The sequence below is a fragment of the Lysinibacillus sp. 10T31 genome (genome assembly GCF_056394365.1).
The window spans coordinates 21,258-41,556 of the sequence record NZ_JBFTHS010000021.1 but is presented as its reverse complement, the minus strand read 5'-3'; the positions used below and the strand labels follow the sequence as shown (position 1 = coordinate 41,556).

At 38.8% G+C, this 20,299-nt stretch carries 24 protein-coding genes; 22 read left to right on the top strand and 2 right to left on the bottom strand.

Going from position 1 to position 20,299, the window contains the following annotated elements; translation table 11 throughout:
- Nucleotides 1-454 precede the first annotated feature (454 nt).
- The 8 genes from AC1DCY_RS13600 (at nt 455) to mtnN (ending at nt 6,616) form a co-directional block, all read left to right on the top strand.
- Nucleotides 455-1,087 carry an O-methyltransferase gene (locus AC1DCY_RS13600; RefSeq protein ID WP_400722688.1) on the top strand — a complete coding sequence of 211 codons (633 nt, stop codon included), beginning with the start codon at nt 455-457 and terminating at the stop codon, nt 1,085-1,087.
- 5 nt (nt 1,088-1,092) lie between these two features.
- Nucleotides 1,093-2,025, top strand: coding sequence for a peptidase U32 family protein (locus tag AC1DCY_RS13595; protein ID WP_477350899.1), 933 nt, complete (start codon nt 1,093-1,095; stop codon nt 2,023-2,025).
- Nucleotides 2,026-2,039: 14 nt separating this feature from the next.
- Nucleotides 2,040-3,320, top strand: a complete 1,281-nt coding sequence (locus AC1DCY_RS13590; RefSeq protein ID WP_477350897.1) for a peptidase U32 family protein — start codon at nt 2,040-2,042, stop codon at nt 3,318-3,320.
- Nucleotides 3,320-3,958, top strand: a complete 639-nt coding sequence (udk, locus tag AC1DCY_RS13585; RefSeq protein WP_477350895.1) for a uridine kinase — start codon at nt 3,320-3,322, stop codon at nt 3,956-3,958. The genes AC1DCY_RS13590 and udk overlap by 1 nt, the downstream gene beginning before the upstream one ends.
- Before the next feature lie 187 nt (nt 3,959-4,145).
- Nucleotides 4,146-4,634, top strand: a complete 489-nt coding sequence (greA, locus tag AC1DCY_RS13580; RefSeq protein ID WP_477350894.1) for a transcription elongation factor GreA — start codon at nt 4,146-4,148, stop codon at nt 4,632-4,634.
- 243 nt (nt 4,635-4,877) lie between these two features.
- Nucleotides 4,878-5,105, top strand: coding sequence for a hypothetical protein (locus AC1DCY_RS13575; protein ID WP_477350892.1), 228 nt, complete (start codon nt 4,878-4,880; stop codon nt 5,103-5,105).
- 103 nt (nt 5,106-5,208) lie between these two features.
- A complete protein-coding gene (locus AC1DCY_RS13570; protein ID WP_477350890.1) occupies nt 5,209-5,862 on the top strand; it encodes a YrrS family protein in 654 nt (217 codons plus the stop codon).
- A 61-nt stretch (nt 5,863-5,923) separates the two neighbouring features.
- On the top strand, nt 5,924-6,616 hold the full coding sequence (gene mtnN, locus AC1DCY_RS13565) for a 5'-methylthioadenosine/S-adenosylhomocysteine nucleosidase (RefSeq protein ID WP_477350888.1): 693 nt from the start codon (nt 5,924-5,926) through the stop codon (nt 6,614-6,616).
- Between the two features lie 603 nt (nt 6,617-7,219).
- Here the strand turns inward: mtnN and sigK are convergent.
- Nucleotides 7,220-7,927 (bottom strand): RNA polymerase sporulation sigma factor SigK, encoded by a 708-nt coding sequence (gene sigK, locus AC1DCY_RS13560; protein ID WP_370079523.1) that lies wholly within the window; start codon nt 7,925-7,927, stop codon nt 7,220-7,222.
- A gap of 87 nt (nt 7,928-8,014) precedes the next feature.
- Complete coding sequence (gene pssA / locus AC1DCY_RS13555; RefSeq protein WP_400723099.1) at nt 8,015-8,515, bottom strand: CDP-diacylglycerol--serine O-phosphatidyltransferase; 501 nt, start codon at nt 8,513-8,515, stop codon at nt 8,015-8,017.
- Between the two features lie 136 nt (nt 8,516-8,651).
- On the opposite strand from pssA, the gene AC1DCY_RS13550 reads away from it, so the two are divergent.
- The 14 genes from AC1DCY_RS13550 to AC1DCY_RS13485 all read left to right on the top strand — a co-directional run bounded on the left by AC1DCY_RS13550 (nt 8,652) and on the right by AC1DCY_RS13485 (nt 20,297).
- Nucleotides 8,652-9,434, top strand: a complete 783-nt coding sequence (locus tag AC1DCY_RS13550; RefSeq protein ID WP_477350885.1) for a phosphatidylserine decarboxylase — start codon at nt 8,652-8,654, stop codon at nt 9,432-9,434.
- A gap of 36 nt (nt 9,435-9,470) precedes the next feature.
- Complete coding sequence (locus tag AC1DCY_RS13545; protein ID WP_049667747.1) at nt 9,471-9,992, top strand: YqeG family HAD IIIA-type phosphatase; 522 nt, start codon at nt 9,471-9,473, stop codon at nt 9,990-9,992.
- Complete coding sequence (gene yqeH, locus AC1DCY_RS13540) at nt 9,989-11,092, top strand: ribosome biogenesis GTPase YqeH (RefSeq protein ID WP_049667748.1); 1,104 nt, start codon at nt 9,989-9,991, stop codon at nt 11,090-11,092. The genes AC1DCY_RS13545 and yqeH overlap by 4 nt, the downstream gene beginning before the upstream one ends.
- 30 nt (nt 11,093-11,122) lie before the next feature.
- Nucleotides 11,123-11,953, top strand: a complete 831-nt coding sequence (aroE, locus tag AC1DCY_RS13535) for a shikimate dehydrogenase (RefSeq protein WP_477350882.1) — start codon at nt 11,123-11,125, stop codon at nt 11,951-11,953.
- A gap of 5 nt (nt 11,954-11,958) precedes the next feature.
- Nucleotides 11,959-12,261, top strand: a complete 303-nt coding sequence (yhbY, locus tag AC1DCY_RS13530; RefSeq protein WP_477350880.1) for a ribosome assembly RNA-binding protein YhbY — start codon at nt 11,959-11,961, stop codon at nt 12,259-12,261.
- A gap of 9 nt (nt 12,262-12,270) precedes the next feature.
- A complete protein-coding gene (locus tag AC1DCY_RS13525) occupies nt 12,271-12,861 on the top strand; it encodes a nicotinate-nucleotide adenylyltransferase (protein ID WP_477350878.1) in 591 nt (196 codons plus the stop codon).
- Nucleotides 12,830-13,402 (top strand): bis(5'-nucleosyl)-tetraphosphatase (symmetrical) YqeK, encoded by a 573-nt coding sequence (gene yqeK, locus AC1DCY_RS13520; protein WP_477350876.1) that lies wholly within the window; start codon nt 12,830-12,832, stop codon nt 13,400-13,402. Before AC1DCY_RS13525 ends, yqeK begins: the two co-directional genes overlap by 32 nt.
- The gene (rsfS, locus tag AC1DCY_RS13515) at nt 13,399-13,743 is read left to right on the top strand and encodes a ribosome silencing factor (RefSeq protein ID WP_477350874.1); all 345 of its coding nucleotides are present in this window, start codon (nt 13,399-13,401) and stop codon (nt 13,741-13,743) included. The genes yqeK and rsfS overlap by 4 nt, the downstream gene beginning before the upstream one ends.
- A gap of 2 nt (nt 13,744-13,745) precedes the next feature.
- Nucleotides 13,746-14,486, top strand: a complete 741-nt coding sequence (locus tag AC1DCY_RS13510; protein WP_477350872.1) for a class I SAM-dependent DNA methyltransferase — start codon at nt 13,746-13,748, stop codon at nt 14,484-14,486.
- Between the two features lie 132 nt (nt 14,487-14,618).
- Nucleotides 14,619-15,794 (top strand): DUF4085 family protein, encoded by a 1,176-nt coding sequence (locus AC1DCY_RS13505; RefSeq protein WP_477350870.1) that lies wholly within the window; start codon nt 14,619-14,621, stop codon nt 15,792-15,794.
- Between the two features lie 413 nt (nt 15,795-16,207).
- Nucleotides 16,208-16,855: a helix-hairpin-helix domain-containing protein gene (locus AC1DCY_RS13500; protein ID WP_477350868.1), complete on the top strand. Its 648-nt coding sequence runs from the start codon at nt 16,208-16,210 to the stop codon at nt 16,853-16,855.
- 177 nt (nt 16,856-17,032) lie between these two features.
- Nucleotides 17,033-17,251 (top strand): hypothetical protein, encoded by a 219-nt coding sequence (locus AC1DCY_RS13495; RefSeq protein WP_477350866.1) that lies wholly within the window; start codon nt 17,033-17,035, stop codon nt 17,249-17,251.
- Nucleotides 17,252-17,439: 188 nt separating this feature from the next.
- On the top strand, nt 17,440-18,009 hold the full coding sequence (locus AC1DCY_RS13490) for a ComE operon protein 2 (protein ID WP_477350864.1): 570 nt from the start codon (nt 17,440-17,442) through the stop codon (nt 18,007-18,009).
- Nucleotides 18,010-18,308: 299 nt separating this feature from the next.
- The gene (locus AC1DCY_RS13485; RefSeq protein ID WP_477350862.1) at nt 18,309-20,297 is read left to right on the top strand and encodes a DNA internalization-related competence protein ComEC/Rec2; all 1,989 of its coding nucleotides are present in this window, start codon (nt 18,309-18,311) and stop codon (nt 20,295-20,297) included.
- Nucleotides 20,298-20,299 lie beyond the last annotated feature (2 nt).

Genomic DNA, 20,299 nt, shown 5'->3' with positions numbered 1-20,299 from the left:
TGATTTTTAATCGATCCGCATGGAAAAAATTCAATCAGTCCGTTAATGCGGAATAATATACGTGGTGGCAATTGTTTTGAGCTTATAAAACAATTGCTCATTTTTGTATGACGAAGTACCAAGACATCACGTTTGGTCTTTTTCTTTTTGTTGCTAAATGATGAAGTACAGACAACGAGTCTTGCTCGTTGCGCCTCCGGCGGATGTCACGGAATCGGAATGGAGTTCTTAAAGGATGTTAGCCTAAATCATCGCATCCATGTGATGACGGCTAACTGACCTGCATCGGTAAAAGCGCCACGTCCTGTGGCATTACCGAAATGACCAACATCGTGTTGGCCCTCACGCAGGCCTAAGCACAAAGCTGATTCCGGAAGCAATGTTTATCTGCGCGAAAGCGTAGCGACAGCGGCAATTATGCCGAGGCATAATTGATATGAGGGTGAATTAAAAAATGGAATTATCAGATGCATATATACAATCATTTATTCAACCACGTAATGAATTGCTTTTAGAAATGGAAGCATTTGCGGAGGAGAATCATGTACCGATTATGCAACTTTCAGGCATTGATGCACTAAATCAACTGCTACGTATTCAAAATCCGTCGAAAATTTTAGAGATTGGTACAGCAATTGGTTATTCTGCAATAAGGATGGCAGAGGCTTTACCAAATGTGCAGATCGTTACAATCGAGCGTGATATAGAGCGTGTTACGAGAGCAAAGGCTTATATTGAACGTTCAGCAGTATCAGATCGTATTACGGTCATTGAAGGTGACGCCTTAGAGGTGAACGATGAAGCAATTCAAACGACTTTCGATGCTGTTTTTATCGATGCTGCAAAGGGACAATATCAACGCTTTTTTGAAAAGTATGCGCCTCTTGTAAAATCTGGCGGAGTTCTGTATATCGATAATATGTATATGCATGGCTTATCAGATTTGGATTTAAAAGATGTACCGCGTCGTAAGCGTACAATGATTCGCAATTTAAAAAACTTTACCGAATGGATTATGCAGCACCCTGATTATACAAGTGCATTTTTACCAGTTGGTGATGGTTTATTATTATGTTTGAAGAGGTGACTATTATGAAAAAACCTGAATTGCTTGTTACACCGCAATCAGTGGACCATGTAAAAGCACTTTTACAGGCTGGAGCAGATGCTTTTGTCATTGGTGAACAACAATTTGGTCTGCGCCTAGCAGGAGAATTTTCTGTTAGTGAAGTGGAAGAAGCTACAAAGCTAATTCATGCAGCGGGTAAAAAGGTTTATGTTGCGGTAAATGCGCTATTCCATAATGAAAAATTGGATGCGCTTGCCGAATATTTAAAAGAAATGCAACGTATTGGTGTTGACCGTTTAATTTATGGTGATCCAGCAGTATTAATCATCCGTCGTGAGCAAGGTGTAACAATACCGCTACACTGGAATCCAGAAACGACTGCAACGAACTGGTTTACGGCAAATTATTGGGGAAAACGCGGAGCAACTCGCGCAGTGCTTTCACGTGAACTTTCTTTAGATGAAGTGCTAGAAATTAAAGAAAATACAGAAGTAGAGATTGAGGTTCAGGTACATGGAATGACATGTATGTTCCAATCAAAACGTTCATTACTAGGCCATTATTTCTTATATCAAGATAAAGTAATGGAAATTGAAAATCGTAAGGAAAATCGCAATATGTTCCTTCATGATGATGAACGTAATAATAAATATCCAATTTATGAGGACGCTAACGGTACTCATATTTTCAGTCCAAACGATATGTGCATTATTGATGAGCTTGGCGAATTATTCGAAGGTGGCATTGATGCATTGAAAATTGAGGGTGTTCTTCAAACGCCAGAATATGTGGTCACAGTAACAGAAGCTTATCGTCAAGCAATTGACACATATTTTGACGAATCAGAAGATGCGTATGAAGATATTAAAGATGATTTATTAGCTAAAATTGAAGAAATTCAGCCTACCATCAGACCTCTTGATACTGGCTTTATCTTCAAGGAAACAGTTTACTAGGAGGTGGCAAGAACATGGCATTAGTATTAGAGCAAAATGACAAAATCCGTGAGATCGTAGACGGTAAACGTGTCATTACAAAAAAACCAGAGCTACTTGCCCCTGCAGGTAGTTTAGAAAAATTAAAAGTAGCAGTTCATTATGGAGCGGATGCTGTATTTATCGGTGGACGAGAGTTCGGTCTACGTTCAAACGCAGATAACTTCTCAATTGAAGAAATGCGCGAAGGTGTTGAATTCGCCAAAAAATACGGTGCAAAAATATATGTTACGACAAATATTTTCGCCCACAATGAAAATATGGACGGCTTAGAGCAATATTTACAAGATATTGAATCTGCAGGAGTTACAGGTATTATTGTAGCGGATCCATTAATCATTGAAACATGCCGTACAGCTGCACCAAAGCTTGAAATTCACCTTTCTACACAGCAATCTTTATCGAACTGGAAGGCAGTACAGTATTGGAAAGAAGAAGGCTTACATCGTGTCGTATTAGCACGTGAAGTTGGCGGCGAAGAAATGAAGCTGATGAAAGAAAAAGTCGATATTGAAATTGAGGCTTTCGTTCATGGAGCAATGTGTATCGCCTATTCTGGTCGCTGTGTGCTTTCAAATCATATGACTGCTCGTGACTCTAACCGTGGTGGTTGTTGTCAATCTTGCCGCTGGGACTATGATTTATATGAGGTAGAGGATGGCGAAGAAAAGGCACTTTTCGATGATAATCACGCACCTTTTGCAATGAGTCCGAAAGACTTAAAGCTGATTGAAGCAATTCCGCATATGATTGAGCTTGGTATTGATTCATTAAAAGTAGAAGGTCGTATGAAATCAATTCACTATGTGGCTACAGTTGTTTCAGTGTACCGCAAAGTGATTGACGCTTATTGTGCTGACCCTGAAAATTTCAAAATTAAACGTGAATGGCTAGAGGAACTAGACAAATGTGCTAACCGTGATACTGCTGAAGCATTCTTCCATGATGCCCCTGGCCACGAGGAGCAAATGTTTGGTGTACATGGCCGTAAAACGACTTATGAGTTTGCTGGTTTGATTTTAGAGCATGACCCAGAAACGAAAATTGTTACAATGCAACAACGTAACTATTTTAAACCTGGTGATGAGGTAGAGTTCTTTGGACCAGAAATCGAAAATTTCCGTTTTACAATGGGTGAAATTTGGGATGAGGATGGCAATAGTTTAGATGCTGCACGTCATCCACTACAAATTGTTAAATTTAAATGCGACACACCATTAATGCCACATAATATGATGCGAAAGGAGAATAATTAATGGCAGCAAAGCGTCCAGTCGTCATCGGAATCGCTGGTGGCTCATGCTCGGGAAAGACGAGTGTGACCCGTGCTATTTATGATGTTTTCCGCGATCATTCAGTAGTTGTAATTGAACAAGATTTTTATTATAAAGATCAAAGTCATTTAACGTTTGAGGAGCGTTTAGGTACAAACTATGACCATCCGTTAGCGTTTGATAATGATTTGTTAATTGAACACATAAAAAAATTATTAGTCCGTCAACCAATCGAAAAGCCAGTATATGACTATGTGCAGCATACAAGAGCTGAAGAAGTTATTCATGTAGAGCCTGTAGATGTTATTATACTAGAAGGTATTTTAGTGTTAGAAGATGCAGATTTACGTGATTTAATGGACATTAAATTATTTGTAGATACGGACTCGGATTTACGTATTATTCGTCGTATAATGCGTGATATAAAAGAACGTGGACGTACAACAGATTCTGTAATCGACCAATATTTATCGGCAGTGCGTCCAATGCATAATTTATTTATTGAACCGACGAAACGTTATGCTGATATTATTATTCCTGAAGGCGGGGATAATGAGGTTGCGATTGATTTAATGGTAACTAAGATTAAAACTATCCTTGAAACCGACAACGTATTGTAATAAGATAGAGTGGTATTGACAATATTTACATGCATATCTGTACATATTTCAGAAAGGCATGCATACTATTAGGTCAAAGAGTAATTTGAAACCGTTTAAAAATAATAAAATTCGATTAAGTGAATCCTACTAGGCACTTAATCGAGTTTTATGTTTTTATATTGACGAAAACAAGGAGTGAAGAACTTTGGCAAACGAAAAACAGTACCCAATGACAGCTGAAGGTAAAAGAAAATTAGAAGAAGAATTAGTGAAATTAGAAACGGAAACACGTAAGGAAATCGTAGAACGTATTAAAATCGCTCGTGATTTCGGGGATCTTTCTGAAAATGCTGAGTATGACTCTGCAAAAGAAGAACAAGCCTTTTTAGAAGGTCGAATTTCTACATTAAAATCAATGATTCGTAACGCAGTTATTATTTCTGAGGACGAAACAGACAACAGTGTAGTATCACTAGGGAAAAAGGTTACATTTGTAGAAGTTATTAATGGGAAACCATCAACAGATGAAGAATCGTATACTATTGTTGGTTCGGCTGAGGCAGATCCAATGGAGTTCCGTATTTCAAATGAATCACCAATTGCTAAAGGCTTGCTAGGCCGTGCTGAAGGTGAAGAGGTTGTTGTACAAACACCTGGTGGTGAAATGAAAGTTAAAATTATTTCAATAAAATAATTTTAGTACAAGCAGTTAGCTTATCTTTTTAAAAGAGAGCTAGCTGCTTTTTCTTCATCCGCAAATGTTTTTTGTAACAGCAACAGCAATTACGCCAAGGAGAAGTTGATTCTTGAATCTATATTCTGTGTAAGTTTTTACATCAATGGTAAAAATCTTGTTCATCACCAAAAGTAGTTGATGACTTTTGTTAAAACGTCTACTATGTAAATAAGTTGATTGGAGTGGAGACTGGGCGACTCCTTGGGGATTAGCAATAGAGGAACGAAGGCTAAAACCATCACACTCATCGGACGCCCCCAGGAAGCTTTGCTCTGTGCGAAAGCAAAGCGGCAGCTACAATTGTTTTATCTGCGCGAAAGCGAAGCGTCAGCGGCAAATGTTTTAACTGTGCGACAGCGGCAAAGCGCCCAGTCGGAACGGAAATCAACCATACGTTTTGGTGATGATCCAAAAATCTTTGGAAAATAAGTCGAGATGTCTATATTTTTCTCTATTAAAAAATATATGAGCACAATTATTTTGCAAGTACTGTTGAACTTGATAGAATATTGGCTAGAGAGGGGGAGACTTCATGAGTGAAAAACAAACTCGAAGCAGTCGTCATTTGCAGCCATCTCGTAATAAAAAGCTAGATAAACTATTGAATGTTTTAATTGGTATTGTCGTGATATTAATTATTATAACAGCTACATTTGTGTTTAAATGGCAGGATGATGCAGGAAAGGCTGAGAAAGACGAGCCAAAACAAGAGCAGAAGCACGATAAAGAAGATGTGAAGGAAGAGCCTTCTAAAGAGCAAAATAATGATGGATCAGCTCAAGAGGAAAAACCAGCAAAGGAAAAGCCTACAGAAGAATCTCAAACATCTGAAAAGGACGCTTCTACTGAAACTACTTCAGACAACCCAATTGTTGACAAGGTCATAACAAATAAAAACTGGGAACCTACACCTACAACACAAACAGGTCAGCATGTGTCTTCTTACGATGATAAATCCGTAGACTGGGCTGAAAAGGTAGCAACAGTTGCGGCCGTTACAGGCATCGAAAAGGACAATATGATTATCTGGCGTATGGGAAATAACGGTAGCGCTAATTCGGCTATTGCAACAGTTTCAACGAATGATAAGACAAAAATGTATCGTGTTAGCATGGAATGGGTCGACAACGAAGGCTGGACACCAGTAAAACTCGAGCAACTAAATACATTAAACGGCGCCTATTGACGAAAATAACTAGTTTGATTATTTTTAATAGAGTTGAATAAAGAAGGGAAGTAACAGAGAGATGAAAATTGCAGTAATCGGCGCAATGGAAGAGGAAGTAGAGCTTTTACGAGCATCATTAGAGCATGCAAAAAGCACAACAATCGCAGGCAGCGAGTATACAACAGGAACTTATAAAGGGAAAGAGGTAGTTTTATTAAAAAGTGGTATTGGTAAAGTAAATGCCGCAATGTCAACTACTATTCTATTACATGAATTTAAGCCTGACGTAGTCATTAATACGGGCTCTGCTGGAGGCTATGATGCAACTCTTGAAGTAGGCGCAGTCGTTATTTCCGATGAAGTTCGTCATCATGATGTAGATGTAACGATTTTCGGTTATGAAATGGGTCAGATGGCAGGTATGCCAGCAGCTTATAAATCGGATGCAAAACTTATGAAAGTGGCTGAAGAGGCAGTAGAGGCTGTTGGAGAGCACCAATATGGTATTGGTTTAATCTGCTCAGGTGATGCTTTTATGAATGATCCTGTTCGTGTAGAAGCTGTTCGTCGTCATTTCCCACAAATGAAGGCAGTGGAAATGGAAGCAGCTGCTGTTGCACAAGTATGCTATCAATTTGGTACTCCGTTTGTTGTTATTCGTGCTTTATCAGATATCGCTGGAAAAGAATCGAATATTAGTTTCGATGAGTTTTTACCAGTAGCGGCAAAGCATTCAACACAAATCGTATTAAAAGCTATCGAATCGTTATAAAGTCTAATAATCAGTGAAATAAACTACACAAAATAGTCAAAATGAGAGGCTTTTAGTGTGAGAAAAATCACAGTTTAAAAGTCTCGCTAATGCTAAACTGTTGTTAAATAAATCTCTTCATATTTAGATGGGAGGCATTGATGATGCTATTTTTAACAGTGGGTGTAGTCATTATAACAATGTTACTCGGTACACTTATTTCAGTAGAACTATCAGAGACTGCAGAATTTCATTAAGAGAAAAAGCTTTCTTGCGACATTTAATCGCAAGAGAGCTTTTTTTTGCTTCATTAGTTTGCTAACTTCTAAGAGTTGGCTCATTACTAAAAGTTAGGGAGCATGTTTTGCGACACAGATGAGACCTTGGAGCGAACAGAGAGGTACGAAGGCTAAAAACATCATGTCTTATGATAACACTTTCGTGACCAACATCCTTTTAGCCAAGTGGCTCATCGAACGCCCCAAGGAAGGCGCACAGTAGGAACGCAAATCAACCCCATGTTATGACGAGCAAAGTGTTACTTTTGTAACAAAAAATACAAGATTAATTGCAGAATAATGTAATGGAATTATTGAAATTATATAATTATCAATTTACAATATATTACTCAATAATCTTTTGATCTCGTTTATATAATTGATAGAGCTTAATAAGTGCTCGCTTTTCAATGCGGGATACATAACTACGAGAAATATTTAAACGTGCAGCGATTTCCTTTTGTGTAAGTGCATCTTGCTGGTTTAGTCCATAGCGGAGTGTAACGATTTCGAGTTCGCGATCGTCAAGCATATGCAAGTAATGATATAGTTGTGCAACATGCTCTTTATGTTCAAGTTTTTCTGTTGCACTTTCTTCATCGCATTGTAAAAGATCTCGGATTTGTAGGGCATTACCATCTTTATCTGTACCGATTGGCTCAAATAAGCTAACATCTTTTTGCACTTTTTTCTGTGTACGCAGATGCATTAAAATTTCATTTTCTATACAACGGGCAGCATAAGTGGCAAGACGGGTTTTTTTGTCAGGAGTATAACTTTCTACGGCTTTCATAAGACCAATAGTACCGATGGAAATATAATCATCAAGTTGTTCGTGCTTCGGGTGGAATTTTTTTACAACGTGTGCAACGAGTCTCATATTGCGTTCAATTAGATCAAGACGCGCTTGCTCATCACCGCCTAAAAATCGTTCAATACAAGCAGCTTCCTCTTCTTTTGAAAAGGGTTTATGGAATGTTTGCCCCTTTAAATAGCCAAGTAACGCTGGGATCTCAAGCCATAACTGCAACATAGATGTAAAAATTCCGCTCATTGAATGATTTCATCCTTTCCCCATTTTTCGACAGTATATGTTATGAAACTGTGTTAAATGAAAAAAAGTGCAACAGCAAATGCGCTGTTACACTTTTTTTAACGTGATTGTACTAATCATTAGTAATGCTAATATTGGGAATAGGAAAAGATAAAATGCCGGGTGGAACGTATTAGATGCAAAATACGTTAAAGTTAATATCGTACCTGCCGCTGTAATTGGTAACCCTGTAAAATATCCGTTTGCTTCAGTAATATTGAAGCGAGCCAGTCTCATCGCACCGCAGACAATGTATAATACTGTCATCGTCATGCCGACGAAACCAAAGTCGACTAAGACAACTTTATACATTAATAATGCAGGCGCCACACCAAATGATATAATATCACTCATAGAATCTAATTGTTTACCTAGATCAGACACTTGTCCGAGTGCTCTAGCTACCTTTCCATCATATCGATCAAGAAGGGCTGCAATAAAGATAAACAAGACACTGTAGCTATAGTATTCGTGTAGTGTAGCCATTATGGCCGCGCCGCCGAAGGACATATTACTGATTGTGATAAAGTTTGCTGCTTGCGATTTCATTTTCTTAACCGTGGTATCCACCAACTTGTGATAAAAAAACAAGGGGGATCACTCCTTTGCACTTAAGATATTGTACCATTATACTTCGAAAGCGAAAAAATTGACAGTCTAAATTAATCGATAGGGGTTTTGTTTTATGAAAGAAAAACTATATCAACGCTTGATTGAATTAACAAATGGCAAGCAGTCCTCCCATCTTTTGCAATCTATTGCAAAAGCAAAGTGGAGTAAACGTATTATTCCTAGTTACATGAAGGTATACGACATTAATCTTGAAGAAGTTTCAAAAAAACAACAACAATTTTCATGTTTACATGACTTTTTTACAAGAGAGCTTTTAGAAGATGCACGTCCAATTGAACAAAATCCCACTACTTATGTAAGTCCAGTGGATGCCAAAGTTGAATCATTTGGACGTATCGAATGGGATATGACATTTCATGTAAAAGGTAAGCCTTATGCTTTACATGATTTACTTGGCAATGCAGAACGTGCTTCACAATATGCAGATGGACATTTTATCGTATTTTACTTGAGTCCTGCAGATTATCACCGTATTCATAGCCCGATTGATGGGGAAGTGCTAAGACAATATACACTTGGTCAAAAATCTTATCCTGTTAACCAGCTCGGTCTTACATACGGTAAAAAACCTATTTCACACAATTATCGTTCAGTAACGGAGCTGAAAGTGGCGAATGATCAGCAGATAGCGTTTATTAAAGTTGGTGCTACCTTTGTAAACTCTATCATGCTCACTAATACAACAACTCAGTGGCATAAGGGTGAAGAAGTCGGATATTTTTCATTCGGCTCAACAGTAGTTATGCTATTTGAAAAGGATGCAATAGAATTTAAGGAAAATGTTGTACAAGGAAGCCCAATTCGAATGGGTGAAGCCTTCGCAAATATGCTATAATGGTCGAATAATACTTTTAGATTAGGGGTCGCTATTTTGTATAATTTTTTATTACCAGATGAATTTGTTACGAGTATTTATGAAATTACACCGGAAAAGCTTCAAGACTTAGGCATCAAAGGTATTATTACGGATTTAGATAATACGCTAGTGGAATGGGACCGTGCAGATGCAACGGAAGAGCTTATTATTTGGCTGCGCATTATGAAGGAATCAGGCATTCGTGTTATTATTGCGTCGAATAATAAAGAAGCACGTGTTAAGCAATTTGCTGAGCCTTTAGGTATTCCTTATATTCATAAGGCGAGAAAGCCACTTCGTAATGCCTTTTATAGTGCAATTGTTCAATTAGGGCTACGACCACAGGAAGTAGTAATGGTAGGAGACCAACTACTAACAGATGTAATGGGCGCAAATCGCTTAGGTTTGCATACGGTACTAGTAAAACCAGTTGCACAATCAGATGGGCTCGTAACGAAATTCAACCGATTTATTGAACGTCGTGTGTTCAATAATTTAAAACGAAAAGGAATTAGTACTTGGGAGGAAAAAGAATGAACGAAATGCCAAATTGTATTGGCTGTGGTACAACAATTCAAACAGAAGATAAAACAGCAGTTGGGTATGCACCCCCATCATCATTAGAAAAAGACGTGGTCATTTGCCAACGTTGCTTCCGTTTGAAAAATTATAATGAAATTCAACCAGTTTCATTAACAGATGACGACTTTTTGCGCATATTAAATGGTCTTGGAACACAGCAAGGCTTAATCGTAAAAATTGTTGATATATTTGATTTCAATGGGAGCTGGCTACCAGGACTTCACCGCTTCGTAGGTAATAATCCTGTGTTATTAATCGCGAATAAAGCCGATTTATTACCGAAATCTGTGAAACCGAAAAAAGTGATTAATTGGCTAAAACGTGAAGCAAAGGCTCTTGGTCTACAACCTGTCGATGTACTTTTAGTGAGTGCCCATAAAGGTAACGGGATGGCCGAAGCAATGGAAGCCATTGATGAGTACCGTAATGGACAAAATGTGTACGTTGTAGGTTGTACAAATGTTGGGAAATCCACGTTCATTAATCGCATTATCAAGCAGGCTACTGGTGAAGGTGAGATTATTACAACTTCTCATTTCCCAGGTACCACTTTAGATATGATTGAAATTCCATTAGATGATGGTAGTGCATTATATGATACACCAGGAATTATTAATCACCATCAGATGGCACATCACATTGACTCAAGCGAATTAAAATATATTATGCCTAAAAAAGAAATAAAGCCAAAAGTGTATCAACAAAATGCTGGACAAACATTATTTATCGGCGCCCTTGCTCGTTTTGACTTTATTCAAGGAGATCGTTCGGCATTTACGGTTCACGTGGCAAATGACTTACCAATACATCGAACAAAGCTTGAGAAGGCAGACGCATTGTATGCAGAGCATAAGGGTGAATTGCTGGCACCTCCAACTGCTGAATTTATAGAACAGCTACCGCCATTAGTGCGTCATGAGTTCTCTATCAAAGAAGCGAAAACAGATGTTGTATTCTCTGGCCTTGGATGGATTACTGTACAGCATGCCAATGTAGTTGTAGCAGCTTATGCCCCAAAGGGTGTACAAGTTTCAATTCGCCCATCACTTATTTAGGATGTACAAGTAGAGAAGAGGGATTATGAAATGAAGAAATGGTTTGCGGTTATAGGTGATCCGATTGAGCATTCAAAATCCCCAGCGATGCATAATGCTTGGTTCGAGGAACTGTCGATAGATGCGACGTATATTCCGGTGCATGTATCTACTGAAAATTTGGAGTCAGCAGTTGCTGGCCTGAAAACATTAGGTGCAAGTGGCTGGAATATTACAATCCCACATAAAACAGCGATCATTCCTTATATAGATGAGCTAGATGAGTTTGCCGAAAAAATGGGAGCTGTCAATACGGTTGTCCGAACAAAAGATGGAAAATTAAAGGGATATAATACAGACGGTGTTGGTTTTGTGCGCTCGCTAGAAGAAGCGGTTGGTAAATCACATAAAGACAAGCCGGTTCTTCTAATTGGTGCGGGTGGAGCTGCTCGTGGTATTGCTTTTGCTATGCAGCAGCAAGGTTATACGAATTTAACTATTGCAAACCGCACAGTGGCAAATGCTCAAGCAATTGTCGATGAAATGGGTATAGGTCATGCTATTTCTTTAGCAGAGGCTGAGGAATCATTAGCTGATTTCGGCATTTTAGTGCAAATGACATCGGCTGGACTTGCTACGGGCAATTTTTCAATGCCATTTTCATTAGAACGACTTGCAAAAGGCGCAATTGTGGCCGATATTGTGTATAATCCATTAATGACGCCTTTTTTAAAAGCGGCTGAGGAAAAAGGAGCAACCGTCGTTACGGGACTTGGAATGTTCATTCACCAAGGGGCTATTGCCTTTGAGCATTGGCTTGGTGAATACCCAAATACAAATTCAATGATTGCGCAATTAAAGGCGCAATTAGGAGGAAATTAATTTTTATGTTAACAGGTAAACAAAAACGTTTTTTACGTGCAGAAGCACATCATTTAACACCGATTTTCCAAGTAGGAAAAGGCGGCGTTAATGACGAAATGACAAAGCAAATCCGTGAAGCATTAGAAGTACGAGAGTTGATTAAGGTACGTATTTTAGATAACTGTGAAGAGGACAAGCATGAAGTTGCAGAAGCACTTGCTAAAGGCACTCATGCAGAGCTTGTGCAATTAATTGGACTGACAGTTGTTTTATATAAAGAGTCACGCAATCATAAAAAGATTGCATTACCAAAAGCAACGAAATAAGGTGAGACGATGAAAAAGGTCGGTTTACTGGGAGGTACATTTAATCCACCACATAATGGACATTTAATGATGGCTAATGAAGTATTGCATGCATTAGATCTAGATGAAGTTCGCTTTATGCCTAATGCGTTGCCACCACATAAGTTCGCACGTCATGATGCTAGCGATGAGGAACGCCTTGAAATGGTAAAGCTTGCAATAAGTCCATATCCGTATTTTTCTGTGGAGTCGTATGAGGTGGAGAAGGGTGGCGTATCCTATTCATATAAGACACTTTCTGCGATGTGTATAAGAGAACCTAATGTGAAATTTTACTTTATCATTGGAGGAGACATGATTGATTCGCTTCATTCATGGTACTGTATTGATGAATTAGTGAAGCTTGTGCAATTTGTAGGAGTAAAGCGTCCAGGAACAGAGGCCACTACAGAGTATCCTTTAGTAATGGTGGAAGCTCCCCAAATCGATTTATCGTCCACACTGATTCGTGAACGCCTTGCCACTGGAGGAACGGTTACTTTTTTACTGCCTGAAGCGGTAGAGACGTTCATACGAGAGGAAGGTCTATATGGAACGCGAACAGTACTTGGCGGCGATTAAGCCACGTATGCCTGAGAAGCGCTTTATTCATACCATTGGTGTAATGGAAACAGCCATTGAGCTAGCAACATTATATGGTGAGGATGAAAAAAAGGCTGAGATAGCTGCCATCCTTCACGATATCGCGAAATATGCAGATATCGAATGGATGGAGAAAATCGTCCGTGATGAAAAATTAGATGCTCGCCTTATTGGCTGGGGTAGTGAATTACTGCATGGCCCAGTAGGTGCATATATTGTAGAAAACGAATTTGGCATTTCCGATGAGGACATGTTAAATGCTATTCGTTTTCATACAACAGGACGCGTGGGTATGAGCCGTCTAGAAAAAATTATTTTTGTTGCAGATATGATTGAACCTAATCGTAAATTTGATGGTGTTGATCGTCTACGAAAAAAAGCAAAGAAAAATTTGGATAAAGCGATGAGTGCTTGTGTGCGCCATACATTGGCATTTTTAATTGACACAAAACAACCGGTTTATCCATTATCAATAGAATGTTACAACGATATGATAAAAAGAGAGGAAAGTGAAGGATGACTTCAACTTTATTACAAGCAGCTTACAAGGCAATTGACGACAAACATGGTGAGGATATTGTCGTTTTAAATATGCAAGGAATTTCACTTTTAGCAGATTACTTTATTATTGCTCATGGTAATTCTGATCGCCAAGTGCAAGCAATCGCACGTGAATTACAAGAGATAGCAGAAAAAGAGGGCTATGAAATTCGCCGTATAGAAGGCTTTGATGGAGCACGCTGGGTTCTTGTAGATCTTGGAGATGTAGTAGCGCATGTATTCCATAAGGATGAACGCGCTTATTATAACTTAGAGCGTCTATGGGGCGATGCACCGCAACTAGACATGCCAGAGGCTTAAGTGTGAGTAGTTACGAACGATTTGCACACGTGTATGATGAGCTGCAAACCGATATCCCTTATAATCTTTATGTGGATTGGGTTTCGCAGCATGCACCGAGCAGTCAATTCCCAAATCTTTTAGATATCGGCTGTGGTACAGGTGTGCTTGGCCTGCTGTTTGCGCAGGCAGGTTACAAGGTGAGTGGAATTGACTTATCTGAAAATATGCTCTCAATTGCCGCAGAGCGCTTTGCTGATGCAGGTTTACATGTGCCCCTCTATTGTCTGTCGATGGATGAACTAGAGGGCTTTGAGGCGCTTGACGTTGTAACGATTGCTATTGATTCGCTGAATTATGTAGTGGAAGAAAAAGCGGTTTATTCAACATTAGAACGTATTTATGGTGCTTTACGAGATGGAGGCCAACTGTTTTTTGACGTACATTCATTATTTAAAATGAATGATATATTTTTAGACGGACCGTTTACGTATGACGATGGTGATATTAGCTATGTATGGCATACGGAACCTGGCGATTTTGAACATTCCGTTGTCCATCAAATGACGTTTTATGTACGTGATGCTGAGAGTGATCTGTATGAACGCTTTGACGAGGAGCATAACCAACGCACATTCTCGATTGAGCAATATATGGCATGGCTTCAGGAAATTGGCTTTCAACATGTAGAAGTAACAGCAGATTTTACAGATGAAGGCCCTGAATATGAAAGTGAACGCATTTTTATCCGTGCGGTAAAATAGTAAAACAGCTCGCTGGTAAAACGAACCAGTGAGCTGTTTTTACTTTCCGGTGTTTATTTTGTTTCGCAAATAACCCTTATTTTCAAAAAAAGTTTTTGTTATCTTACAACCCATTTAAAAGGAGCTGAAATTATGTGGCATTTAACATTGCAAGAGAAAAGAGCATATGAAAATGCGATGAGACTATTTATTTACGAATCTGATGAAGAGTGGACAGATTACCTTGCCTATGCAAAAGAAAATGATATTGATCCATATAAGGAAAAGAAGCAGGAATTAGATGAAGTACGCGATAGTTTAATGAACTATTTACCACTGCGATTTCAACCATATGTTTTAGATGGTACGTTGAATACACCGGATGTTCCTCAGCGTGTACGAGAAGATTTTTTAAGATGGAGAAATGAACAGGAACAGCTATTTGAAAATATTCTCGATGCGGCATATGAGGAAAAGCAGAAAACGTTAGCTTATATGAAACCGAAGGAGAGAGAAGTCTTTGAGCAAAGTCTTCATGATGCAACAATAGTTAGTATTCGCCGTAATGCTACTCAAGTAGAATTAACATTTGATATGGCAGGGGGCTTTACTGCAAAATCAATCATTTCTCTAACGTTTAACAATATTTTAAGTGAAGTAGGTCAAGTAGAACTAGAGCAGTTTTATATTTATGATGAGCTCAGAAGAACAGCGAATGGAATGGCACTTCGTGTTATTTTTGATTGCCCAGAGGTAGAATGGACGATTGAAGCAGAGGAGTTAGAAGCTGAATTTTATTATCGTCCAAAAACATATAGTGATTTTGCTGATAGCGGTAATTTTTCTACGTACGTTCAAACATTGCAGCTAGAGCATGGCTTAACCTTTATTACGCCGCAATTTAAAAAACGAGTAGTCGAGATTCAGCAACAAGCACCGTTTTTAATTTTAGAAAATAGTCAACTATATGAAAATGAACATGGAGTTTTTGTAGATACAATACGTGTAGCAGACAAATTAGATGATTGTATTCATTTTTTACATACAGATACATACGAAGACCCGTATGCACATTTTAGTGAGCCAGTACCAATACAGGACTTGGAGGAAGCGGCCCTCGGTAAAGATTTAGAGTTAAAGGTTCGCGCATGGAATACGATGTATGCCAATCCAGTACAGCTCGCGGAGAAGATTAATCATATTTTAATGAAGATGAATCCCGCTCAAGAGGATGAGATGATGCAAAATGTGTTTATTCGCCATTTTAACAATGAGGGAATTTTATCGACTGAGCTTCAAGCGAAATTTAAGGATATCTTAGCAGAATAACGCTTGTAGAAAGTAATGCTGAAAAGACGCTGGGACAAAACTGGTCGAAACCTTAAAAAGTGCGAGAAATCAATTTAGAAACGTTGATTTCTCGCGCTTTTTTGATGTGAAAATTTTCATACGCAAATTATTAATGTGGTCAGATAGTGTTGCATGGGTAGATGTCGATATTTTTCGAAAGTTAGTAGATAAATTAAAAAAGTTGGTAGATAAATCGATAAAGTTGGTCGATAAACAATCAAAAGTTCTCGATAGCATAGTTTTACATCATTATGTCAGCGCATCATAAGCAAAGGGCAGGATGCCTTCGTTTTTGTTTTAATAAACAATTTATCTTTTCAACACATGAATGATAATGTAAGATGAAATTGACTCCATATGATTACCTTTTGCAAAGGAAAGGATGTTATTTGATGATCCAATCTTTTTGGCAAAAGTACAAAAAAAGTATGTTGCTCCCCGGCATACTTGCAATCAGTGGACTTTGTTACTTCTTTTTTTCGAGTTCTGACTCTTCACCTCCCCAAGAAGAGCTCATCGAAACAATCCAACCTATTGAACAACCTGATATGAAAGAATCTGTTGATGAAGCGGTCATACAGCAGGTATTTGTTGATATAAAGGGTGCTATTATGTATCCGGGTGTCTATATGCTACAGACTGACCAGCGAATTGTAGATGCAGTACAGCTTGCAGGTGGCTATACGCAGGATGCTGATACGCAACTCATTAATCATGCGCAAAAAGTTGAGGATGAGATGGTTATTTACATTCCTATAAAGGGTGAAAAGCTAGATGAAATTACGTCATCTATCTTGACGATGCCTACTAGCGGAACATCACAAGATGACAAGGGTATGAAAGATCAAAAAGTCAATTTAAATAAAGCGGATGAGGCGACACTTATGACATTATCAGGTATTGGTCCATCAAAGGCTCAGAGCATTATTTCGTATCGTGAGGAGAATGGTGGCTTTAAAACAATTGATGACTTAAAAAAAGTGAGTGGTATTGGTGAAAAAACGTTTGAGAAGCTGAGGGATTTCATTACAGTTAAGTAATGGCAGGAATATTGAGATATTGACGTTTCTTTTCAAAAAGGGCTACACTATAAAGCATAGTGACTGTTGCAGTAAAGGCACAGTTTGTTAATGGCTCATCACCAAAAGTTGTGGATGAAATTTGATAAGACATATGCCTTGTAAATAAGTTGATTGGAGTGGAGACTGGGCGACTCCTTGGGGATCAGCGATAGAGGAACGAAGGCTAAAATCATCACATCCTGTGATAACGCCTTCGTGACCAACATCGTGTTGGCCCGAGACCCTGCAGCGAAGCGGATGTTTTCTGTGCGAAAGCATAGTGCTAACGTAGCGGCAGCAACGAAGCGGCTCATCGGACGCCCCCAGGAAGCTTTGCTCTGTGCGAAAGCGAAGCGTCAGCAACAAATGTTTTAACTGTGCGAAAGCGAAGCGTCAGCAACAAATGTTTTAACTGTGCGAAAGCGAAGCGTCAGCAACAAATGTTTTAACTGTGCGAAAGCGAAGCGTCAGCAACAAAGCGCCCAGTCGGAACGGAAATCAATCACACGTTATGGTGATGAGCCTTGTTAATTCAATGTAAGTAAATTTTTGGAGGTAGTCATATGGAGCGAATTACTTGGGATCAATTTTTCATGGCGCAAAGCCATTTACTCGCATTACGTAGTACATGTACAAGACTTGCGGTAGGAGCAACTGTCGTTAGGGATAAGCGAATTATTGCAGGTGGCTATAATGGCTCAATTACAGGTGATGAACATTGTATTGAACAAGGCTGCTATGTTGTTGATAACCATTGTGTACGTACAGTGCATGCCGAGATGAATGCACTGCTACAATGTGCTAAATATGGTACGCCTACAAAAGGTGCAGACTTATATGTTACACATTTCCCGTGTTTGCCATGTACGAAATCTATTATTCAAGCAGGTATTGAACGAGTGTATTACGCTACCGATTATAAAAATAACCCTTATGCACAAGAATTATTTGAAAAAGCAGGTGTAGAGGTTGTACACGTTCCGTTTGATGAACGTAAAATTGACTTTTTAAGCGACGAAAAATTAGCCTTGTCCATAGACATGCTAAACGAGCTTCGTGAGAGTGGTATGCCTGCAGAAAAATTGCTCCCATATGAACAGAAGGTGAGTGCATTATTTGGCAAAAAGCTTTAAAGCATAAATGGATATACGTAGCACTAGCTGTACTTGTTGCTTCAATAGCGGCACACAAGTCAGCTTGGCTACTAGCTATTCTTCTGCTTTTCGCGTTATGGCTGAAATTAAAAGGTGAAACACGTTTAATTTCAGCGTTTGTTATCGTCAGTGGATTTCTTTCCTATTTCTTCATCGTTACATTTCAATTGACGGAATCTCCCCCTCTACCGTCAACATTCCAAATAACTTGGTCGAGTGAATATAAAATAAATGGTCAAAAGCTTAGAGGCTTTGTCAAAACTGAAACAGGTGAGAAGTTGTATGTCGTCTATACATTTTCATCAGAAGAAGAGAAAAGCTTTTATGAAACTACATCAATGACAGGTAGGACCTATCTAGTTCAAGGAGAACTTATAGCACCTCTTCCACCTGCACATGCGTATGCATTTTCTATGGAAAAATATTTGATAAGTAAAGGTGCCAGGGGAATATTTGAAGTTTCAAGCTGGACCTTTATAGAAGAGAAAAAATCCATTCGTTCGTTTCTTGCTAAACAGAGACATTCTATGAAAAAACATATTGAAACAACATTCCCGGAGTCACTAGTTGCAGAGGCACAAGCACTTCTAATAGGATTACAGGATCAAGTCGATCATGAGCTTCAAAGAGCCTATCAAAAGCTTGGCATCACACATCTATTTGCTATCTCTGGTTTGCATGTGGCACTTGTCTCATGGTTGTTTTTTGAAGGCCTTCTACGTATAGGCGTACGGAAGGAAATGGCGAACTTAGTTTTACTCATCATTTTACCTATCTATGGGGTGATTGCGGGTGGTGCTCCTTCTGTATGGCGTGCAGTATCTGTCGTAGAATTAATCATGCTGATGCGTTACGCTAGGTGGCAAATATCGATTGATGATGCCCTAGCAATTAGCTTTCTTTGCTTTGTCCTACTTGAACCAGGTGTCATTTATCAGATTGGCTTTCAATTGTCATATTTAGCTACGGTTAGTCTTGTTTATTCAGGTGTTATTTTAAGATTATCCACGAACTGGTTAATCCGTTCATTTTTCATTACATTTGTGTGCCAGCTTCTTGTTTATCCATTATTACTCCATCATTTTTATGAAATTTCTATTTCTTCATTTTTAGCAAATATTATTTTCGTACCACTGTTTTCCTTTGTTATTTTGCCTTTAAATATTGCAATGTTTGTCATAACGATTATATCGATGCCAGTAGCAAAAGCTTTGTTTGTTGGGTACGAGCCGCTTCGAGTTTGGCTTACAAAGTTTATATTATATCTTCAGGAATTGCCGTTTCAGCTGTGGTTGCCAGGGAAGCCTGCTATATGGCTTATTTGCGTGGCTACGATAAGTGTAATAGCGGGTTTCTATTTTATCGAAATAAAACATTATGGTAGATTTGCAGTGGTCGTGTTCATTCCTGCATTATGTATTCATTTTTCGCCGATGTTGTTTAACGAAACTAAGCTTACATTTTTAAATGTTGGTCAGGGTGATTGTACAGTGATTGAATTACCGTTTAGAAGGGCTGTGTATGTTATTGATTCAGGCGGCCTACTTCGCTTTGAGGAGGAAGTATGGAAGGCTTCAGAAAGCCCATATGAGGTCGGGAGACAAGTTGTTGTACCGTTTTTAAAAGGAAAAGGGATACGAGACATTGATATTTTTATCGTCACTCATGCTCATGCGGATCATATGGAGGGAGCTGAAGAGGTTTTGCAAGAGATTAATATGCATGAAATTCACCTCACTCCTGGTTCAATGGATCAGCCTATTATGCGAGATTTACTGATGGAAGCCAAAAAGCAAAAGGTTCCAGTGAAAGAAAAGATGGATGGGACAACTTGGCGCATAGGAAATACTAGCTTTCGTTATTTATGGCCCCGTGACACTCATTATGAGGGAAATGATGATTCAATCGTTTTATATATGCAACAGGGGTCATTTCGAGCCTTGTTAACGGGTGACTTAGAGGAGCATGGTGAACAGGAGCTTATTAAACTTTACAACAAGCAATTAGCAGATATATCATTGTTGAAGGCTGGACACCATGGCAGTAAAACATCAAGTATAGAGCCTTTTGTAGAGCTCTTACGGCCTGAATTAACCATTTTTAGCGCTGGGCTCAATAATCGCTATCGTCATCCACATGATGAGGTTGTAGAGCGTTTTACAAGTCGAAATTTATCTATTTTAACAACTGGAATAGATGGGACGATTGAAGTAAGAATTCGTGGAAATAGTTGGTCTGTGCAAAAGGAAAAAGACCTTGTCCAATGAGC